13 protein-coding genes are annotated in these 18,932 nt (G+C 47.7%); 8 read left to right on the top strand and 5 right to left on the bottom strand.

Annotated elements, in window-relative coordinates:
- The first annotated feature begins 15 nt into the window (after window positions 1–15).
- From E2R66_RS20860 to E2R66_RS20845, 4 genes are all read left to right on the top strand, one after another.
- Entirely contained in the window at window positions 16–1,455 is a 1,440-nt protein-coding gene (locus E2R66_RS20860) for a hypothetical protein (RefSeq protein WP_133234375.1), read from the top strand.
- Between the two features lie 83 nt (window positions 1,456–1,538).
- A complete protein-coding gene (locus tag E2R66_RS20855; RefSeq protein ID WP_158288466.1) occupies window positions 1,539–2,141 on the top strand; it encodes a helix-turn-helix domain-containing protein in 603 nt (200 codons plus the stop codon).
- A gap of 174 nt (window positions 2,142–2,315) precedes the next feature.
- The gene (locus E2R66_RS20850) at window positions 2,316–5,570 is read left to right on the top strand and encodes a TonB-dependent receptor (RefSeq protein ID WP_133234371.1); all 3,255 of its coding nucleotides are present in this window, start codon (window positions 2,316–2,318) and stop codon (window positions 5,568–5,570) included.
- A 192-nt stretch (window positions 5,571–5,762) separates the two neighbouring features.
- Window positions 5,763–7,100 (top strand): histidine-type phosphatase, encoded by a 1,338-nt coding sequence (locus E2R66_RS20845; protein WP_133234369.1) that lies wholly within the window; start codon window positions 5,763–5,765, stop codon window positions 7,098–7,100.
- Window positions 7,101–7,403: 303 nt separating this feature from the next.
- Here the strand turns inward: E2R66_RS20845 and E2R66_RS20840 are convergent, their stop codons facing one another.
- On the bottom strand, window positions 7,404–8,180 hold the full coding sequence (locus E2R66_RS20840) for an NUDIX hydrolase (protein ID WP_133234367.1): 777 nt from the start codon (window positions 8,178–8,180) through the stop codon (window positions 7,404–7,406).
- Between the two features lie 258 nt (window positions 8,181–8,438).
- Here E2R66_RS20840 and E2R66_RS20835 point away from each other — a divergent pair, with 258 nt between their 5' ends.
- Window positions 8,439–9,101, top strand: coding sequence for a flavodoxin family protein (locus tag E2R66_RS20835; protein WP_204985969.1), 663 nt, complete (start codon window positions 8,439–8,441; stop codon window positions 9,099–9,101).
- A 198-nt stretch (window positions 9,102–9,299) separates the two neighbouring features.
- Here the strand turns inward: E2R66_RS20835 and E2R66_RS29160 are convergent, their stop codons facing one another.
- Entirely contained in the window at window positions 9,300–9,431 is a 132-nt protein-coding gene (locus tag E2R66_RS29160) for a hypothetical protein (RefSeq protein ID WP_262710315.1), read from the bottom strand.
- 29 nt (window positions 9,432–9,460) lie between these two features.
- Between E2R66_RS29160 and E2R66_RS20830 the strand changes: the two genes are divergently transcribed.
- On the top strand, window positions 9,461–10,444 hold the full coding sequence (locus tag E2R66_RS20830; RefSeq protein ID WP_204985968.1) for a PQQ-dependent sugar dehydrogenase: 984 nt from the start codon (window positions 9,461–9,463) through the stop codon (window positions 10,442–10,444).
- Between the two features lie 69 nt (window positions 10,445–10,513).
- Here the strand turns inward: E2R66_RS20830 and E2R66_RS20825 are convergent, their stop codons facing one another.
- The 3 genes from E2R66_RS20825 to E2R66_RS20815 are packed head-to-tail and all read right to left on the bottom strand — an operon-like array spanning window position 10,514 to window position 15,922.
- A complete protein-coding gene (locus tag E2R66_RS20825) occupies window positions 10,514–10,903 on the bottom strand; it encodes a hypothetical protein (protein ID WP_133234363.1) in 390 nt (129 codons plus the stop codon).
- A 23-nt stretch (window positions 10,904–10,926) separates the two neighbouring features.
- Complete coding sequence (locus E2R66_RS20820) at window positions 10,927–13,230, bottom strand: family 20 glycosylhydrolase (protein ID WP_133234361.1); 2,304 nt, start codon at window positions 13,228–13,230, stop codon at window positions 10,927–10,929.
- Between the two features lie 46 nt (window positions 13,231–13,276).
- Window positions 13,277–15,922, bottom strand: a complete 2,646-nt coding sequence (locus tag E2R66_RS20815) for a T9SS type B sorting domain-containing protein (RefSeq protein WP_133234359.1) — start codon at window positions 15,920–15,922, stop codon at window positions 13,277–13,279.
- Window positions 15,923–16,030: 108 nt separating this feature from the next.
- On the opposite strand from E2R66_RS20815, the gene E2R66_RS20810 reads away from it, so the two are divergent.
- Both E2R66_RS20810 and E2R66_RS20805 read left to right on the top strand, forming a co-directional pair.
- Window positions 16,031–16,897, top strand: coding sequence for a PfkB family carbohydrate kinase (locus E2R66_RS20810; RefSeq protein WP_133234357.1), 867 nt, complete (start codon window positions 16,031–16,033; stop codon window positions 16,895–16,897).
- A gap of 173 nt (window positions 16,898–17,070) precedes the next feature.
- Window positions 17,071–18,906: an ABC transporter ATP-binding protein gene (locus E2R66_RS20805; RefSeq protein ID WP_240049362.1), complete on the top strand. Its 1,836-nt coding sequence runs from the start codon at window positions 17,071–17,073 to the stop codon at window positions 18,904–18,906.
- Window positions 18,907–18,932: the final 26 nt, after the last annotated feature.

Here is an 18,932-nt window from a genome sequence, read left to right as displayed (position 1 = left end):
TAAACAAAAACAGAAATGAAAAAAGTATTTTTCTTGGCAGCCTTAAGCTTAAGCATAGCCTTCACAAGCTGCTCCAAAAAAACAGTAGATGACGAACCGATAGTAAACCCGCCTGTAACATCTAATGTTGTTACCGTAACCGGCGATATTACTACTGCTACCACTTGGTCGGCAGATAAGATCTACTTATTAAAAGGCAATGTATTTGTTACTGGTAACGTTACCTTAACTATACAGGCAGGCACCCTAATCAAAGGCGATAAAGCAACTAAAGGCGCTTTAATCATCACCCGAGGCTCTAAAATAGAGGCCGTTGGTACAGTTGATAAACCAATCGTATTTACGTCTAATGTTGCAGCCGGTGGCCGTTCTCAGGGCGATTGGGGCGGTATTATCCTTTTGGGTAATGCACCAAACAACGCAGGTGCTTCGGTATCTATAGAAGGTATATCTGATGCAACCGATAAAGGTAAATACGGCGGCACTAACGCTGCTGATAACTCAGGTACTTTAAAATATGTACGTATAGAGTACGCCGGTATCCCATTGGGCCCCGATAACGAAATCAACGGCCTTACTTTTGGCAGCGTTGGCTCTGGTACCACTATTGATTACGTTGAGGTTTATCGCTCTGGCGACGACGCTTTCGAATGGTTTGGCGGTACTGTAAATGCAAAACACTTATTAGCTATAGATAGCTGGGATGATGATTTCGATACAGATTTCGGTTTCTCGGGTAAAGTTCAGTTTGGTTTAGCACAGCGCTTAGCTGCAACTGCAGATTTCTCCGGTTCAAACGGTTTCGAATCTGACAACAACGGTGCCGGTGCAAACATCACCCCGCAAACTTCTGCAGTTTTCTCTAACATGACTATTTTAGGCCCGAAGGAAAAATCAGATTTTACATCAATCAATGCTAACTTTCAGCATGGCGCGCAAATCCGTCGTAATTCATCTATCAGCATCTTAAACTCTGTTATCGCTGGTTATACCGAAGGTGTATTTTATGATGATGCAGCCGGTACTGCCCCAGCAAACGCGTCGGGTAACTTAGTAGCCGGTACTTCGGTATTTGCTAACAACCTTATTGCAGGCAGCAACAGCAAAGGCAACCAGATCAAAGCCTCTAATGCAACCGCTTTAGGTGTTGTTACCCCGTTGCTTACCGCCGTAAACACTTTCTCTCCTGATCTTTACGCAGCAGGTATTTATACCGATGCTTACAAATTCGGTGCTGATATAGCTCCTGCTGCCAGGGCTGGTGTTCCTAACTTTATACAGATTGCTGCTTCTCCGGCTTTAACCGGCGCTGCTTTCACCAACGCTAAAGTTGCTGATGCTTTCTTTGAGCAAGTTACTTTCAAAGGCGCTTTCGGCACTACCGATTGGACAGCCGGCTGGGCTCATTTCAACCCGCAAACGTTGCCTTACGAAACCCCGGGTGCTGTAAAATAATAATACTAATTATTTAAAGAAGCTGCCCCGGGATAACCATGGGGCAGCTTTTTTTAATGTTGCCGAATACCACTATCTACCCAATGAGTTTATTGCATGCCCATTTCAGCGAAATAGATACCCAGATTTCGGCTTTTGCCCGCGCTATTGCTTTGCCCATACGGGTTTTTATTCTGCGCATGATAGCCGAGAACGGCAACTGCCTTACCAAGCAAGCCGTTTATGCAAGCAACCTTAATGCAAAAACCATCAACAAACACATACAGGAACTGCGCGGCTTGGGTATAATAAAAGTACGCAACGTGCGCGCTGAAGCGACGTACTGCATAGATGAGAAGCTGTTTGAGCAGATGTCGGTAAACTTTAGCCATTTTTTTGATAACAACCTGCTATTGCCGCCAATGCCGACCGGCATATCGGCAACCGCCGAAGACGGGCCGCAAACCAAGCCCGATTTGAGCCACTACCCTCATTTTGGTGCATATATAAAAGAGCACCGGCTGGAGCTGAACCTCTCGCAGGCCACCCTGGCCGAAAAGATTGTGATAGACAGGGCACTGCTGAGCCGTATTGAATGCGGAAAAAAAGCATTGAATGCGCAGCAGTTACCGCTATTGGCCAAAGCCCTGTACCTGAGCCTGGACGATACACAACATGCATTTGCACAATTGCCTCCACCTAACTAAGTTTGCCTAACAATTGCATAACACTTTCAGGAGTATTTTGCAGCAATAACGCTCATTTAACACCGGCTTAACACAAATATGCTGTTTTGGATTACACAACGTGTTAAATGTTAATTCATTCTTAACACTATGGTAACATTATAGCCGAACCTTTGTGCTGTTTAAATAACACACATGAAAAAGCTATACTTTTTATTAATTACATTACTTTTTGCCCTTGCGGCAAACGCGCAAATAACCACTGCTGTGGTTAGCGGAAAGGTTGTAGACCAAAAAGGCCTATCGATGCCGGGCGTTTCCATTTCATTGGTAAACACCAGTACTGGTACACGCTATGGATCGCAAACCAATACCGATGGCCGTTATACCATTGCCAACGTTAATGCCGGTGGTCCGTACGTTATAACTGCTACATTTATAGGTTACAAAAAAGATGAGCGCACCGATATTACCCTGCAACTGGGAAGTGCCAGCTTCAACTTTTTGCTGATTGACGAAACCACCTCGCTTAAAGAGGTTAAGGTTGTAGCAAACGGCGGTGCTACCAAGACAGGCGCTTCTACCCGTATCAGCCAAAGCCAGATACGCAACATGCCAACCATTAACCGCAGTTTGCAGGATCTTACCCGCACTACGCCACAAAGCAACAATAACTCATTTCAGGGTACCAATTATCGCTACAACAACGTAACGCTGGATGGTGCTATCAACAACGATGCTATCGGTTTCAGCCCATCATTAGGCGGCCAGTCGAATGCATCGGGCCAGGTAGGTAGCAGCACACGCACCAGCCCGGTATCGTTAGATGCTATACAGGATATACAGGTATTGGTTGCCCCTTACGATATCAAAATTGGTAACGTATTGGGTGGTAGTATTAACGCTGTAACACGCAGCGGTACCAACGATGTTACCGGTTCTATTTATGGTTACGGCCGTGGTGCTTTCTTAGTAGGCCCAAACAACGCTAAAGCAGCATCGGGCGGCGACGGCTCAAGCTTGCCATCATCGTTTCATGATTATCAGACCGGTATCCGTTTAGGTTTCCCGCTCATCAAAAACAAATTGTTCTTCTTCACCAACGAAGAGATTGCCCGCCGCCAGGATCCGGTTATCGCCGGTGCAGGTACTGCAGGTTCGGCCAATATACTTAGCCTTACAGATGCGCAGAACATTTCTGCCAAGATGATCAGCTACGGCTTTGATCCGGGTACTTACAACAACACGTCGATCTACTCAAAATCGAACAAATACTTTAACCGTATCGATTGGAACATCAATGATAAAAACCAGTTGACTTTACGTAACAACACCATTAGCTCTACCGCAACCAACTTAGAGCGCGATCAGCAGAACTTCCGTTTCGGCGGTATCGATTACGTATCGCACAACAACTCATCATCAACTGTTGCCGAATTAAAATCGAGGTTTAGCAATAGCGTGAGCAATAGTTTGGTATTAGGATATTCAAACGTACATGATTTCCGCGACCCAACTTCTAACCCTGCTTTGCCGCAGATAGAGATCACGGGCCGCACGCCTGGTACCACCATTTTCCTGGGTACCGATAGGGAGGCCTCCATATTTGATATGCGCCAGAAAACTACCGAGTTTACCGATAACCTTACCTATGCAAAAGGTAAGCACACGTTTACCTTCGGTACACACAACGAATTTTATAATATCACTTACAACTTTGTAAACGCCTGGAACGGCCGTGTTGCTTACAGCAGCATTGAAAACTTCTTGGCCAACAACCCATCGCGTGTACGTGCCAATTATAACTATACCAACAACACCCGCGATTATATCATGGCCAATCCATCGGCCAGGTTTAAAGTTAACTTGTTGAGCCTTTATGGCCAGGACGAGATACAGCTGACAGATAATTTTAAATTAACTGCAGGTGTACGTTTTGATTATGCAGACGTACCTACTAAACAGCCATTGAGCAGCAAAACAACCGGTGCAACTGTAGACCCTAACTACGGTACTACCTTTACCTACACCAAACCGGCTGATATCAAAAACAATTACTTAGGTAATGTGCAAATTAACCCAAGGGTATCATTTAATTATGATATCAATGGCGATCAAACAGCCATATTACGCGGTGGTAGCGGTTTGTTTACAGGTCGTGTTCCGTTTGCATGGTTTGGTTATGCGTTTTATAATAATGGTAACACTTACGGTGCATTTGATAAACGTTCAAACAAATACGTATTTACTCCGGGTACAAACCCTGTGCAAGCGCCTAACAACGGTGGTTTAAATTTTGTTAACCAGCAAACATTAAACCCGGTTAGTACTGCATCTACAGGCCCAACCCAGGTAGATTTAATTGACAACAACTTTAAAATGCCGCAGGTATGGCGCAGTAACCTTGCTTACGATTATAGCACTGCCGATAAATGGAAATTCACCGTGGAAGGTATTTATACCAAAGTTATCCGCGATTTGAAATTCCAACAGGTAAACACTACCGACCAGGTAACCTATTACCCGTACGATGTAAACAAACAGCAGCCGATATATGTGAATACGGCAGTTAATTCATCATACACCAACGCTTACCTGTTATCAAACACCAACCAGGGTTACCGCTACAGCTTAACAGCACAGGTGGCTAAACAAATTGGTGGTTTAAATGCTTCGGTAGCTTATACCTATGGCCATTCTAAAGATATCACCAACGGTATCCGTAACTCCATGGAAAGTAACTGGCAGTTAAACCAGGCGCTTAACCCAAACAATCCGGGTTTAGCTAACTCAAACTTTGATATCCGTAACCGTATCGTATCAACAGTTAACTATAACATTAACTGGGGTAACAACCGCAACTTAACCTCTAATTTCGCTTTCTTCTTTAGCGCACAATCGGGCAACCCGTATTCTTACGGCTTCCTGCCAAATGCTATCGATGGTACAGGTCAGCAGGTTAGCTTAGCCTACATACCAAAGGTTGGCGAAACCGTAAACTTCTTTAGCGATGTTGCCGGTGGCGCAACCGCCGTGCAGCAGGCAGCAGCATTTGATGCATTTATTGATAAAGATAAATACCTGTCTACCCGTCGTGGCCAGTTCACCCAGCGTAACGCTGCGTTTACGCCATGGAACAATAACTTAGATTTCCGTTTCTCACAAGACTTTAAGTTCGGCAGCGGCAAACGTAAACAAGTAATTACTTTCACATACGATATCGTAAACTTAACCAACCTGCTTAACAAGCACTGGGGCCAGTACTACTTCTCGGCAAACACCTTCAACTCAACATCGAGTATAGGCTTAACTCCGAAAACGACCCCTGCCTTTGGTTCGGCATCAACAACGTATCCTAAATACACCTTTAGCGATCCGGGCGTGCCTTACTCTGTTGACCTGTTTGCTTCACGCTGGCAGATGCAGTTTGGCTTGCGTTACGCATTCTAAACAAAAACAAAATTTAACCATAACCCAATGCCTGGCTTTTTGCCGGGCATTGGTGTTTATAGGGGGGAGGGAACTGATTATAAAATCCGATTATTTAAAGAGGAATGAACAATATTTCCTGAAACAAACACTATATATTTGAAGAATAAACCGCTCTTTTTATTGCCCCTGTGTTTATATTTGCTAAACCCTATGACTATCCGATTACCCTTACTGCTGCTATTGTTTTTGATAGCCAACACCGCTACTGCCCAGCAATGCGACAGCGTGTTTTTAGGAACGAAAACACTATACACGCAGCCTAAAAACACAACCGTAAAAATACCGGATGGCTATAAGGCTGTATTTGTAAATTATGTAGGCAGGCATGGTGCACGGCACTTAACCAAGGCACCTTCTTCGGCGTATGTTTACCAGTTGATTGCAAAGGCCGATAGCGCAAAGGCACTGACCGTTTTAGGGCAGCAATTAAAGAAAATGGTACTCGCGTTGGATAAAGTTGAAAAAGGCAACACCAAAAATATTTCTACAGAGGGCGTAACCGAACTCATGGGTATTGCATCGCGCCTGTATCAAAACAACTCAGCCGTTTTTGCCGATAGGCCCAGGGTTACCGTAACTGTTACCAAAGAGATACGCACCCGCCAAAGCGCCGATGCTTTTTTGAAAGGCCTGCAGCCATTGCTAAGAAATCAAACGATCATTGAGAAAGGCATCAATGATACCACCCTCCGCTTTTACGACCTCTCGCCCGGCTACCTCGATTTTGAAAAGAACGGCAGTTGGATAAAGATAGTAGACGATTTAAAGAACTACCTCAGCATAGCCGAACTGAATACACGCGTTACCGCCCGTTTTTTTACTGCCGATTTCACGAAAACCATAAGCGCGGCTAATCAAAGCCAGTTTGTGAATGATTTTTTTGGCTTTGCTACCATTGTTTATTCATTGAACCAGGAAGTAAAACAAGCAGGCTTTTCCAATCATGATCTCAGCTTCCAAAGCTTTTTTACCTGCGATGAATTGGCAACGCTTAGCCGTATTGATGTTGCCGAAGACTTTTTTACCAAAGGCCCCGGTGCCGATATTAACGGCATACAGGTGAAAATTGCCGCGCCCCTGCTGGCCGACTTTCTCAAAACCACCGATAGTTTTGTCGCAGGCAAAAAAATCGTCGCTAACCTGCGTTTCTCCCATGCCGAAACCATATCGCCTTTTGCCGCGCTGCTTGGCTTAAACCGCTCGGATAAAGTGGGTACTTACATCCAGCTCATCAACAAAAACTGGGAATCGGCCAAGGTGATACCGCTGAGCGCCAACGTGCAGTGGATATTGTATAAAAACAACACCGGCGGTTACCTGCTACGCTGCCTGCTGAACGAAAAGGATGCCGCTATTGCTGGCCTCAAACCCGTTTACCCCAACTTTTATGCCTGGCCCGAGGTGAAAAAATATTACCTCAACAAACTCAAAAGCATCGGCGCGCCCCTATCGGGCAACATGCTTAGTTATCTTAAAACGTTAAAATAGCTTGAGCGATTGCCGGGTTTATAACGTCTGCATTTATGAAGGCAGATAAAGGGGCTAGGTACAGGCACCAGCGATTACATGACCAAGCCCTTCAAATTCGAAATACTGGCATCCAAAATAAAGAACATCCTGAGCCAGCAGGAACATGCGCAAAACCTATCAAAAACGCGTAGATGCCAGTTCTACTGAAATGGCCGTAGATTCGCCCGATGAGTTGTTCATCAAAAAATACTGGTGCTGATAGATTAAAGATTGCACTTTGCCTTTTATTTGTGCTTTGCGTTACCGGCTTTTTAAACACGGTTAGCTCAGCACAACACCATTCCTTAATGCTTCGTGGTAACGCTCTTTATTAAACTGGTATAAATGCGGCGAGCGGTGCGGGCCTATGCTGCGTTTCTCGTCCAGCTTTATGAGCAAGCCAAGTGCTATCAGCTTCTTGGGGAAATTACTAATGTCGAGTTTCTTGCCCAGCAGGGTTTCGTATAGAGCGTGTATCTCTGTAAGGGTAAATTTCTCGGGCAACATATTATAGCCTATGGGGTAATGGTACAGGTGTATGCGCATGGTGTGCAAGGCCTCGCGCACCATCTCATTATGGTCGAACTCCAAGGGCGGCAGGCTGTCGATATCAAACCAATCGCATTCGATGCTCATCATATCGGGCTGCAAAACCGTGCGCGAAAAATCAGTTATCGAATAAAAACCTACAGAGATGGTTTGGTCTATCAGCCAGTTGCCCCGGCCAACGCGCACGCCTAATACCTCGTACCACCTGTCTTCGTCAAACTCTTCAAATTTGGCCCGGTTTGGGTCACCAAAGGTTTTAAACTGCTGCAAAAACAGGTTATCTACCCCTGTGCGTTCCTTTACGTTGCGGGCGGCTGCTTCCACAAGCTTTTCGGTACGTTTAATATAACCGCCGGGCAGGCACCAGCCATCTACGGCCTTATGCCGTATAAGCAGTAGCTTTAATTGTTGCTCGTGGTAGCCGAATATGGCGCAATCCAGTGACACATGGGGTATGTATTCCTTATGCCCGTTCAGTATAAAATCTTCTACCTGTGCTTGTGTTACCATGTGCTAAAATTAACATTCCCTTGATGAAATAGTGCCTGAAAAATTTATTTAGTAGTTTTTACTAAATAATACACTGTTGTCTGCCAATTGTTAATCAATTTCCTTAAGCCAATCATCAGAAAACTTAACCATCGCCACCAAAAATCCGGTAGAAAAAGCCGGGCGGATGGCTTAGTCGTATTTCGAATAAGTTTTAGCGGGATGCAACCAACATAATTATCCGGCAGGTGTTGTTTAAATACATCAATCCGGATAATTATGAAAGCGTTCATCCTTAACTGCACCCTAAAACCATCGCCGAAATTTTCTAATACCGATGCCCTCATTAAAAAGGCTGTGGCCCAACTGCAGGAGCAGGGTGCCGAAACCGAAGTTTTGCGGCTGGTGGATTACAACGTAAAATTTGGCAACGAAAGCGATTTGGGCGATGGCGACCAATGGCCTATCCTACTCAAAAAAATACAGGACTGCAATATCTTCATCCTGGCTACTCCCATCTGGATGGGCCGCCTGGCATCTACAGCGCAATTGGTTATAGAGCGGTTGGATGCCATTTTCCACGAAGAGGGCTTTGCCGATGAAGAAACCGGGCAATATTTCACTTACAATAAGGTAGCGGGCTGTTTAATTACCGGCAATGAAGATGGCGCGCATTCCTGTGCTGCCCAGGTGCTTTGGGCTATGCAGGAGTTCGGTTTCACTATACCGCCAAACGTAAACGCCTACTGGGTAGGTCTTGCCGGTCGCGGTAAAAACTACGTGGAAGCCGACGGCGAAAAGCATTATTTCACCAACCAAACGGTACGGTATTTAGTTGCCAATCTGATGTTCTTCGCGAAGTTGCTAAAAGAGCACCCTATAGATACGAACCTAAGGGAACTGGATGAAAAGGCGAAGCAGGCGAGGAGGCAAATTAATTAGCTTAATTACGCTTAGTATTTTAGGCAATCCATTTTTTGATAATTCAATCATAATGTGTATCTTAAACGCCACAACCCTGCCAAAATCACGCTATGATTAAGCTATCAAAAGCAATAGTATTAATTACTCTTTTTCTATCTTTTGCTTCGTGCTCTAAAAAATTCGAGCGCGTGCAAGTTGATGCCCCGCCTTTGGCATCTACCAACCATCCGTAGAAATATTGCCAAAGGTGGCTGCCGACCAGGTGCCGTTTTTGCCATTGCAAACGCGGGTGGGTGCTGTACATACTACTACACCTCTGGATATAAAGATCATTACCTCTTCACTCAAGTTCCCATGGTCGATGGCGTTTTTGCCGGATGCTGGTAACCGAAAAACCCGGAACCATACGCATCGTTACCACGGCGGGCGTGGTTAGTGCCGCAATAGATGGGGTACCTCCCGTAAAATATCGTAGCAATAGCGGTTTGCAGGACATCGTGCTCGATCCTGATTTTGCCAGCACACGGCTGGTGTTCTGGTCATTTGTTGAGCCCATTACGCCAACTAGCTTTGTAACCAGTATAGCCCGCGTAAAGCTCTCTGCCAACGAAACAAAATTCGAAGACGTCACCATTATCTACCGTGCCAATCCTTCTTATACCGGTTACCAGCATCCGGGTTCGCAATTACTGTTCTGCAAAAACGGCTATCTGTTTGCTTGCTTTGGCGAACGCTATGATGACGTGATAAGGATACAGGCGCAGTACCTTTCATCGCCATTGGGTAAAATAGTACGCATCAAAAAAGACGGTACAGCTGCGCCCGGCGGTCCCTTTGCTGCTACGCCCGGGGCATTACCCGAAATATGGAGCCTGGGGCACCGCGACCCGCAAGGCCTGGCCTTTAACCCCGTAACAGGCGACTTATGGGAGAGCGAACACGGCCCTATGGCGGGCGACGAAATAAACCTTATCCGCCCGGGCTATAACTACGGCTGGCCTGTAATTGCTTACGGCTATGAAAACAGCGGGCCGCTAGTAGGCAAAACCGTTGGCAACGGCACCAAACAAGAGGGCATGAAACAGCCCGTTTACTATTGGGACCCGGCCATTGCCCCAAGTGGTATTGCTTTTTATACCGGCACGCAGGTACCCGAATGGAAAAACAACTTATTTGTGGCGGCACTAAAGGGCAAACACATCGTACGATTGGTGCTTTATGGCAACCAGGTGTTTGGCGAAGAAAGACTTCTGGCTGCGGAAGGCCAACGTTTCCGTAAAGTTATACAGGGACCAGATGGTGCTTTATACGCACTTACCGACCAAACCGTAGGCCGCATATACCGCATCGGGGCAAAATAGTGAAACCTATTTTACCCCAATGTGTATCACGCTTCAGTGTAAAAATTGAGGTGCTCTAAATGGCCTGAATTATTTCAATTGTACAGATTTTTTTAAATCGTTAACCCCTATTATGTCCGCATCAACATAATAATGGTTGTTTGCTTTGCGAATTGAAAAGCGATAAGTATGCGTGTTATTAGCATTTGTTTTGAAATGGCGGAAATAACCTTTCAACGAGTCTTTGTATGTAAAGTACCATTCGTTTTCCCCATATCCGTTTGGAATTTTAAATTCTTTTTCACCAGTGTAAATTTGCGTTAGCGGTATTTCTGCATCGCCCAATACTTCCATTTTAATTTTTACATCACTCTTATTAACGCCCTTGCCAAACCGGATATCCAATGCGTTTGTTCCGCCACAAGCATTTAATAGCAAGCTGCTTAATAGGCTTAAAAATATTAATCGGCGACGTATCACTTATTTGAATATTATCAAATCTCTTAATAAAACAAATTCCCTGCTTCAAATTCTCCTTTTTTTGAATCGCCCGGCTCTATGATGTAGATGTGCAGCGGCGTTTGCCTGGCGCGACTACCCGGCGCTTGTATGGGTGCCTGGTAAATATATTTCACTTTAATTTTGTGCAGGCCTTTGGCTAATGGCAACATGTATTCGGTTTCGGTGATTTTTTCACCGTCGATGAAAAGCTCGGTATCGGTGTAAGATGCCTGCGAGAAGTTGTATGCCCCATCTTCCGGGATATCTACATAGCCCTCATATACTACACCAAAGTAAGGATTGTCCTTCTTCAAGGCCTCGGCATTCAGCTTATCTGTGGTTGCAGAATCCGTCAAAGTCACATAATCCAGTTGGTCGGGGGAGGTGAAGCGGCCTTTTACCATTTTGTATTTTAAGCCTGGTTTGCCATTTGTATAAGCTGTCGCAGGGATAAGTGGGCGGTTGACCATCAGCACGCGGGTGGCAATACTGCGCCTGCCCGTTGGAGTGATAACCCGGGCCTTAAATTCCCGCTTTTCGCCGGCGGGGATGGTAATGGTTACAGGCGTGGTGTATTCCCAATCCGTATCCAGCGGGTCGCGGCCGTTAAGGGTATAGTAGATACGTGCGCCGGGTACTACAGATGTTGGCGTGTACGTAAATTTATTGCCGAACAGGATGGTATCAATAACCGCGAAAGGTGTTGGCACGCGGTAATTATAGCCCATCGCCTCCAACCTGCCGAAATGTTTGGCCAGGCGCACATTGGCAAAGTTGTCGTAGTTTTTATTCTCGGGTTTGGTCCAGGCTACTTCTGCCAGGGCAAACAAGCGCGGGAATATCTGGTACTGCAGCTTGGCCATGGTGGGTACGTACTCCGTCCACAGGTTGCCCTGGGTGCCCATTACATATTTCTGCTCTTCGGGTGTGAGTTGTTTGGATACAGGGTCGTAATCGTAAGTTTCTTTCAATACCGCGTACCTGCCGAATGATGCCGGTTCCTGCGGCGAGCCGCTTTGGTAATGGTCGAAGTAGTTACCCGTGGTTTGCGGTGTCATAATCACGTTATGGTGCTGGCGCGCTGCTGCTATGCCGCCTTCCTCGCCCTGCCAACTCATCACCACAGCATTGGGTGCCAGGCCGCCCTCCAGTATTTCGTCCCAGCCGATCATGATGCGGCCCTTGCTGTTGATGAATTTCTCCATCCGCTGTATGAAATAGCTTTGCACCTCCTTCTCATCTTTCAGCCCTTTTTCTTTCATCAAAGCCTGCACAAATGCCGATTCTTTCCAGGGCTGCTTGTTGGCTTCGTCGCCGCCCACGTGGATATACTTGGAGGGAAAGAGTGCCATCACTTCGGTAAGGACATCTTGTAAGAAAGTAAAAGTTGCTTCGGTAGGGCAGTAGATGCCGTTGATGCTGCGGGCCGGGTTTTTCGCGTCGGCGGCTTCGCAGCGCAGTTCGGGATAGGCGCGCAGGGCGGCATCTGAGTGGGCGGGCATCTCAATTTCTGGGATAACGTTGATGTATCGGTCGGCAGCAAATTTTACCACGTCGCGGATATCATCCTGCGTGTAAAAACCGCCATAGCTGAGGCTGTCGGGCCAGTCGCGGTTGTTGCCGTACATCGTTTGCAAGCGGTATGCGCCCACTTCGGTAAGTTTGGGGTATTTTTTGATTTGGATGCGCCAGCCCTGCCCATCAACCAGATGCCAGTGGAAAGTGTTGAGCTTATAGGCCGCTAGCATCTCTATCACCTGTTTTACCTGCGGAACGGTAAAGAAATGCCGCGACACATCCAGCATCATGCCGCGATAACCGAACCTCGGCGCATCTTCTATGGTTACGCAGGGCAGCAACTCGGTATTTGATACCGCTACCGGCAGCAATTGTATCAGCGTTTGCACGCCGTAAAACAAGCCTGCACCCTTGCCAATAATGGTTATCTTTTTTGGGGTGATGGTGAGTTTGTAACCTTCGGCAGGTAGTTTATCGGCACCAAAAGAGGTTAATATCAGCCCGGTAGCCGCTTTGGTTTTATGGTTGTACTTGGAGATTTTATTATTAAAATGCCGGTTGTTTTTAAGGAAATCTTTCAGGAACAAAACGGTTTTGTCGTTAGGTTTATCGGCTTTTATCTGGGTAAGCCCGTTAAAGCGGAACATCCCTGCGGTCTTCTTTAATGATGCGGGGGCGGGGATGATGCCCATGTTTGGATCTTCGGCGGGGGGGTGCGCTTTAGCTGCCGTGAATGTGCATATCGCGATAGCAAAAACTAACAAGAACTGTTTTATGGTGGTATTCATTAGCGGCGGATGTGGTTGACGGGCTAAATTAATGATTAAAGAACTATTAGCGCAATACCGTAATGTAACCTGTTTGTGGCTTTCGGCCTTCGGTTTTCAGGTCGATGATGTAATAATACACGCCTGCCGGTAGCTGCTTACCTCCGGATGTTCCGTCAAACGGTTTTTTGTAACCAACCGAATGGAAAACCTGTTGCCCGTAGCGGCTATATACGGTTACCTGCGCCCGGGGGAAAGCGGGCATAAACGTGAGCGACCAAACATCGTTAACCCCATCAGCATTGGGCGTAAAGGTGTTAGGTATATTCATGCTTTGGGCAATATTCACGGTTACTTCTGCAGATGTCTCGCAACCGCTTGTGCCCACAACCGTTAACCGGTAAAGGGTAGCCACATCGGGATTGGCTAAGGGGTTTTTAATCGTCGCATCGCTTAGTCCCGTTGCTGGCGACCAAAGGTAACTGACAATGTTCCCCGTCACCACCGGCTCCAGCTGCACAGCCTTGCCGTCAAGCGCAGCAAACTCCGTATTAAAGGCAATGGTTGGGGTAGGCGTAATTTGCACAAAGATTGGATCGCTGGTACCCAAAGGTGGTACGGTGCACTGCCGTGTGGCCGTAAGGTGGCAGGTAATGCGGTCGCCATTGCTTAGGTTGGTTGCGCTGTAAGTTTTGCCTTCGCCAACCTTGGTGTCGTTCCTAAACCATTCATAAAGCGGCACTCTGCCCTCATCTATACCCGTTGCCGTAAAGCGGATGAGCGTACCTGCGCATACTGCTACTTGGGTATCGCTTGTGATAGTCACTTTAGGGTTTAGCGGCGGTTCTACATTAACTAAAACGGGGACGGTAGTGGTGCAGCCTGTAGCATCTGTGAGGGTGAGGTGGTATATGCCATTGTCTCTAAAGGTATTGGTTGGGCCGATGGGGGTTTCGCCGCCGTCCCAAACATATTTTTCCCATCCGCCAGCGGTTATTTTAGTAGAGCCACAATCGCTGATGGTTATTAAAGTGGGGTAGGGCGGGCTAATGGTAACCGTTTTTGTGAGTTTGGTTTCGCAGCCGTTTGCAGTGGTAATGGTAACGGTGTACAAGCCGCCAACTATAAAAGTATTTACAGCACTGTGTGGCGATTCGCCCCCGTTCCATGAATAAGAGGTGCCGCCGCTTGCGGTTAAAGTAACTCTTTCGCAACTGAGTGTATTACCTGTTATTTCCACACCCGAATTCGCAACAGTAACGGTTTTAGTGATTTGGGTGCCGCAGCCATTGGCATCGGTGGCAAACAGGGTATAGGTACCGCTTTTGGTAAAAGTATTGGTGGCATTGGTTGGCGTTAAGCCGCCGCCCCATAAATAGTAGGTTGCCCCGCTGGCAGTTAAGGTAACGTTGTCGCAGCCTGTTGTTTCCCCGGTTATCGCAACCACGGGCGCCTGTATGGTAATGGTTTTTGAGAGCTTGGCGGTACAACCGGCTGCATCGGTTATCAATACGCTATAAGTGCCGCTTCGCGTAAAGGTGTTACTTGCCGAATTTGGGTTATTGCCGCCATCCCAAAGGTAGGTTTGCCCGCCGCTTGCCATGAGCGTTAAGCTACCGCAACCGGTGCTATTGCCGGTGATCAGCGAGTTGGGTGGCCCTACAATTACCTCTTGCTCGGCGTAGGATACACAGCCATCTGCCTGTGTTATCACTACCGAATACTTACCGCTTACCGTAAATGTATTTTCCTGGCTGGTGGGGCTGAGTCCGCCGCTCCATTTAAAACTTTGCCCGGCGCTGGCATTTAGGATAACACCGGCACAGCCTATGGGGTTACCGCTGATGGTTGCCTGCGGGCCTGCCTGCGCCAAAGCTATTGCACGCCCGGCATAATTAGTACAGCCATTGGCATCGGTTACCGCAACGGCATAATAGCCGCTTTGGTACGCCGTGTTTGTGGCGGCGTTTGGTGTTGCACCGCCACCGTACCATTGGTAGGTTACGCCATTGCCACCAACGGCCTGTAAAGTAGCGCTACCACAGGGAGAGCTAAGGAGATTTAGCGTAACGGGTGATGTAACCGGACTTAAGCCCCAGGTAATATTAGAATAAACTTCCTCATTGTTTGATGTAATAGCAATGCAATCGTGTTCGCCCGGGAAAACAATAATAGCATAGCCTTCAAAACCGGTAAGCCCCAGGTTGTTATCATAAGTCATGCCGCCACCATCGTACAAAACAATATAGGGTGCGGAGAACTGTAAGGAAACATGGTTGTTGTTGACATTGCTGCCCAGAGAGGCGATAAGCATTACCGGGTTATTTACTTTATTTGAAAAACACACATCGGTGCGTGCATTACTGCCGGTTCCCCAATTGGTTTTTGGAACTCTGCTGTTCGGTGCCTGAACAGGTGATGCGGCGAATTTTGGGTAATCGTATATCTGATCAGTTGCGCCTATATTAGAACCAGCCGCTATCGTTACGGTTACCTGGCCGCTTGTGCTGTTAATTTTACCATCAGCAAAACTGCTGTTGATATTGCCCCAGGTGGCCCAGTCAATACCCGGGCAGGAGGCCGTGGCCGGTATTTTTGTACGGGCAAGGCTGTCTGCATAAGTGCTTGCTGCAGCTTTTAGCCTGTACGGCATGCTAAACGCTACATAAAGCAATACTGAACAGGTGATTAAAAAGGGTAACGGGTGTTTCAAAAGCAGATTTTTAGGCCGCTTCAAGATACATTTTAAAGCTGACAAAACTTAAATATTATAACCACGCCTAATTGCCTAAATTGCAAGCCTCAATTTTTGAATATTTTTATGCTTGATATTTGCTGCATAGGCCACATCACCCTCGATAAAGTTATAACCCCGCGCGCCGTAATGCACATGGCCGGTGGCACGGCTTTTTACTTTTCGCACGCCATGCGCAATATGGATGTGAAGTACAGCCTGGTTACCGCCCTTGCCGAAACCGAGATGAAAAGCGTTACCGCCCTGCGCGATTTAGGTATCGCAGTGAAAGCCCTGCCCAGCAAGCACACGGTATATTTCGAAAATATTTACGGCGAGAACCAGGACAACCGCACCCAGCGCGTGCTGCAAAAAGCCGATGCTTTTACCGTTGCCGACCTGGCCGATACCGAAGCCATTATCTTCCACCTCGGCCCGCTGCTGGCCGATGATATCCCTACCGACCTCATCAAGAACCTGTTTAGCCGGGGCAATGTTTCCTGCGATGCGCAAGGCTACCTGCGCGAAGTGGTTGATAAAGGCGTGCACGCCATAGACTGGGCCGACAAGAAAGAGGCCCTGCAATACATCGACGTATTGAAGGTAAACGAGCACGAACTGGAAGTACTAACCGGCATAGCCGATATTCGCGAGGGTGCCAAAGTGCTGGCCGAGTGGGGCGTAAAAGAAGTGGTGGTAACCCTGGGCAGTATGGGCTCTGTGATTTTATACGACAGAGAGTTTTACGAGATTCCTGCCTATAAACCCACCGAGGTGGTAGATGCCACCGGCTGCGGCGATACCTATATGGCCGGTTACCTTTACCGCCGCGTAAAAGGCGACAGCGTAGAAGATGCAGGCAAATTCGCCTCGGCCATGGCAGGATTGAAGATAGAAATCGCCGGGCCTTTTACCGGGACGGAAAATGAGGTGCGGGCAATGATGGGGAGGTAGGTGATGGTGAATAGTGAGTGGACAATAGTGAGTAGTTGTGTTTGTCCGCTGTGGATTTCCAGGAAATTCCAGCTTTGTGAATAGATGTAGTGTCTTCGGAATGTTAAAATGGCGGGATGAGTAAATTTTATGGCATCATTATCGTCAATTTAAGCGAGTAAATCCATCGATATTTGAAAGAGCGCCCACCCGTAAAGAAAATACCCACATTAACCCTTAAGGAGCGATTAGCCGCCTTAAACAATTTGCCTGCTTTTTTTAAGCTGGTTTATGAAACCGGCCCGGCCATGATGCTGGCCAACATATTGCTGCGTTTCATCAAATCGGCATTGCCGCTGTTGATTTTGTACGTAGGCAAGCTAATTATAGACCAGGTTATGCTGCTGAACAATGCGCACAATACCCTGCCGCATACCCGCGTATGGGAATTGCTGGGGCTTGAGTTTGGGCTGGTGATACTGTCTGACATGCTGAGCCGGGGCATTACGCTGATGGATAGCCTGCTGGGCGACCTGTTCGCTAACCACACCTCCGTAAAGATCATGAACCACGCAGCAACTCTGGACCTTGACCAATTTGAAGATGCCGTTTTTTATGACAAGTTGGAACGCGCCCGGCAGCAAACCGTAGGCCGTACCGTATTGCTGTCGCAGGTGCTGAGCCAATTGCAGGACCTCATTACGATGGGCTTTTTGGCGGCAGGCTTAATGGCCTTTAACCCCTGGCTTATCCTGTTGCTGCTGGTAACTATCCTACCCGCGTTTTTGGGCGAATCGTACTTTAACGACCAGACTTACGCGCTTAGCCGCAGCCAAACACCCGAACGGCGCGAACTGGATTACCTGCGTTACCTCGGCGCAAGCGATGAAACCGCCAAGGAGATCAAGATGTTCGATTTATCGGCATTCATCATCGCCCGGTTCAAAACGCTGTCGGATATGTTTTACCGGGATAACCGGCGCATCGTGATCAAACGGGCCGGTTGGGGTACTTTTTTTGCCTTGCTGGGTAGTGCAGGCTATTACGGCGCTTACGTTTTTATCATCGCCCGTACCATTGCCGGCAATATCACCATTGGCGAACTGACGTTTTTGGCGGGCTCGTTCCGGCAGTTGCGCACCTTGCTGGAGGCTATCCTCACCCGTTTTACGGCGGTATCGCAAGGCGCGGTTTACCTGCGCGATTTTTTCGAGTTCTTCGAGATCAAGCCGCGCATCCATCCGCCCGCAAAGCCTTTGCCCTTCCCCAATCCGGTGATGCAGGGCTTTGTATTTGAGGATGTGGGGTTCAAATACATCCACTCCGACCGCTGGGCAAACCGCCATTTAAACTTTACGCTCTTCCCCGGCGAAAAGCTGGCTTTGGTAGGCGAAAACGGAGCAGGCAAAACCACCCTGGTGAAACTGCTCTCGCGCTTGTACGACCCAACCGAAGGCCGCATATTGCTGGACGGGCACGACCTGAAGGAATATGACCTCACCGAGTTACGGCTCAACACGGGCATCATCTTCCAGGATTACCTGCGTTACCAGATGACCTTTTCGCAAAACATCGCCGCAGGCAACATTGCCGAAAAGGATAATATCGAACTGATACAGGCAGCAGCTAAACAAAGCCTCGCCGATGAATTGGCGCAAAGGCTGCCCGGCGGCTACGGGCAAATGCTGGGCAAACGCTTTTTTGATGGTGCCGAACTCTCCGGCGGCGAATGGCAAAAAGTAGCCATTGCCCGCGCCTACATGCGCGATGCGCAACTGCTGATACTGGACGAGCCTACCTCCGCACTGGATGCCCGCGCCGAATACGAAGTGTTCCAACGCTTTGCCGAACTCACCAAGGGCCGCATGGCGGTATTGATATCGCACCGCTTCTCCACCGTCCGCATGGCCGACCGTATCCTCGTACTCCAAAACGGAGAAATTGCCGAAACAGGCAGCCACGAAGTGCTATTGGCCAAAGGCGGCAGGTATGCAGAGTTGTTTAATTTGCAGGCGGCGGGGTATAAGTAGGGGAGAAAAGTGGCAGTTTGGAGTGG

Source organism: Mucilaginibacter psychrotolerans (assembly GCF_004519315.1).
In the GTDB taxonomy this organism is placed as follows: domain Bacteria; phylum Bacteroidota; class Bacteroidia; order Sphingobacteriales; family Sphingobacteriaceae; genus Mucilaginibacter; species Mucilaginibacter psychrotolerans.
The sequence above is the reverse complement of the archived record's forward strand: the minus strand, read 5'-3'. Positions and strand labels throughout refer to the sequence as shown.

Excerpts from the sequence above, each read along its gene's own strand:
- E2R66_RS20845 (WP_133234369.1), top strand. The coding sequence starts at position 5,763 with ATGACTATCCGATTACCCTTACTGCTGCTATTGTTTTTGATAGCCAAC.
- E2R66_RS20810 (WP_133234357.1), top strand. The coding sequence starts at position 16,031 with ATGCTTGATATTTGCTGCATAGGCCACATCACCCTCGATAAAGTTATA.
- E2R66_RS20820 (WP_133234361.1), bottom strand. The coding sequence starts at position 13,230 with ATGAATACCACCATAAAACAGTTCTTGTTAGTTTTTGCTATCGCGATA.
- E2R66_RS20860 (WP_133234375.1), top strand. The coding sequence starts at position 16 with ATGAAAAAAGTATTTTTCTTGGCAGCCTTAAGCTTAAGCATAGCCTTC.
- E2R66_RS20840 (WP_133234367.1), bottom strand. The coding sequence starts at position 8,180 with ATGGTAACACAAGCACAGGTAGAAGATTTTATACTGAACGGGCATAAG.
- E2R66_RS20835 (WP_204985969.1), top strand. The coding sequence starts at position 8,439 with ATGAAAGCGTTCATCCTTAACTGCACCCTAAAACCATCGCCGAAATTT.
- E2R66_RS20850 (WP_133234371.1), top strand. The coding sequence starts at position 2,316 with ATGAAAAAGCTATACTTTTTATTAATTACATTACTTTTTGCCCTTGCG.
- E2R66_RS20830 (WP_204985968.1), top strand. The coding sequence starts at position 9,461 with ATGCTGGTAACCGAAAAACCCGGAACCATACGCATCGTTACCACGGCG.
- E2R66_RS20855 (WP_158288466.1), top strand. The coding sequence starts at position 1,539 with ATGAGTTTATTGCATGCCCATTTCAGCGAAATAGATACCCAGATTTCG.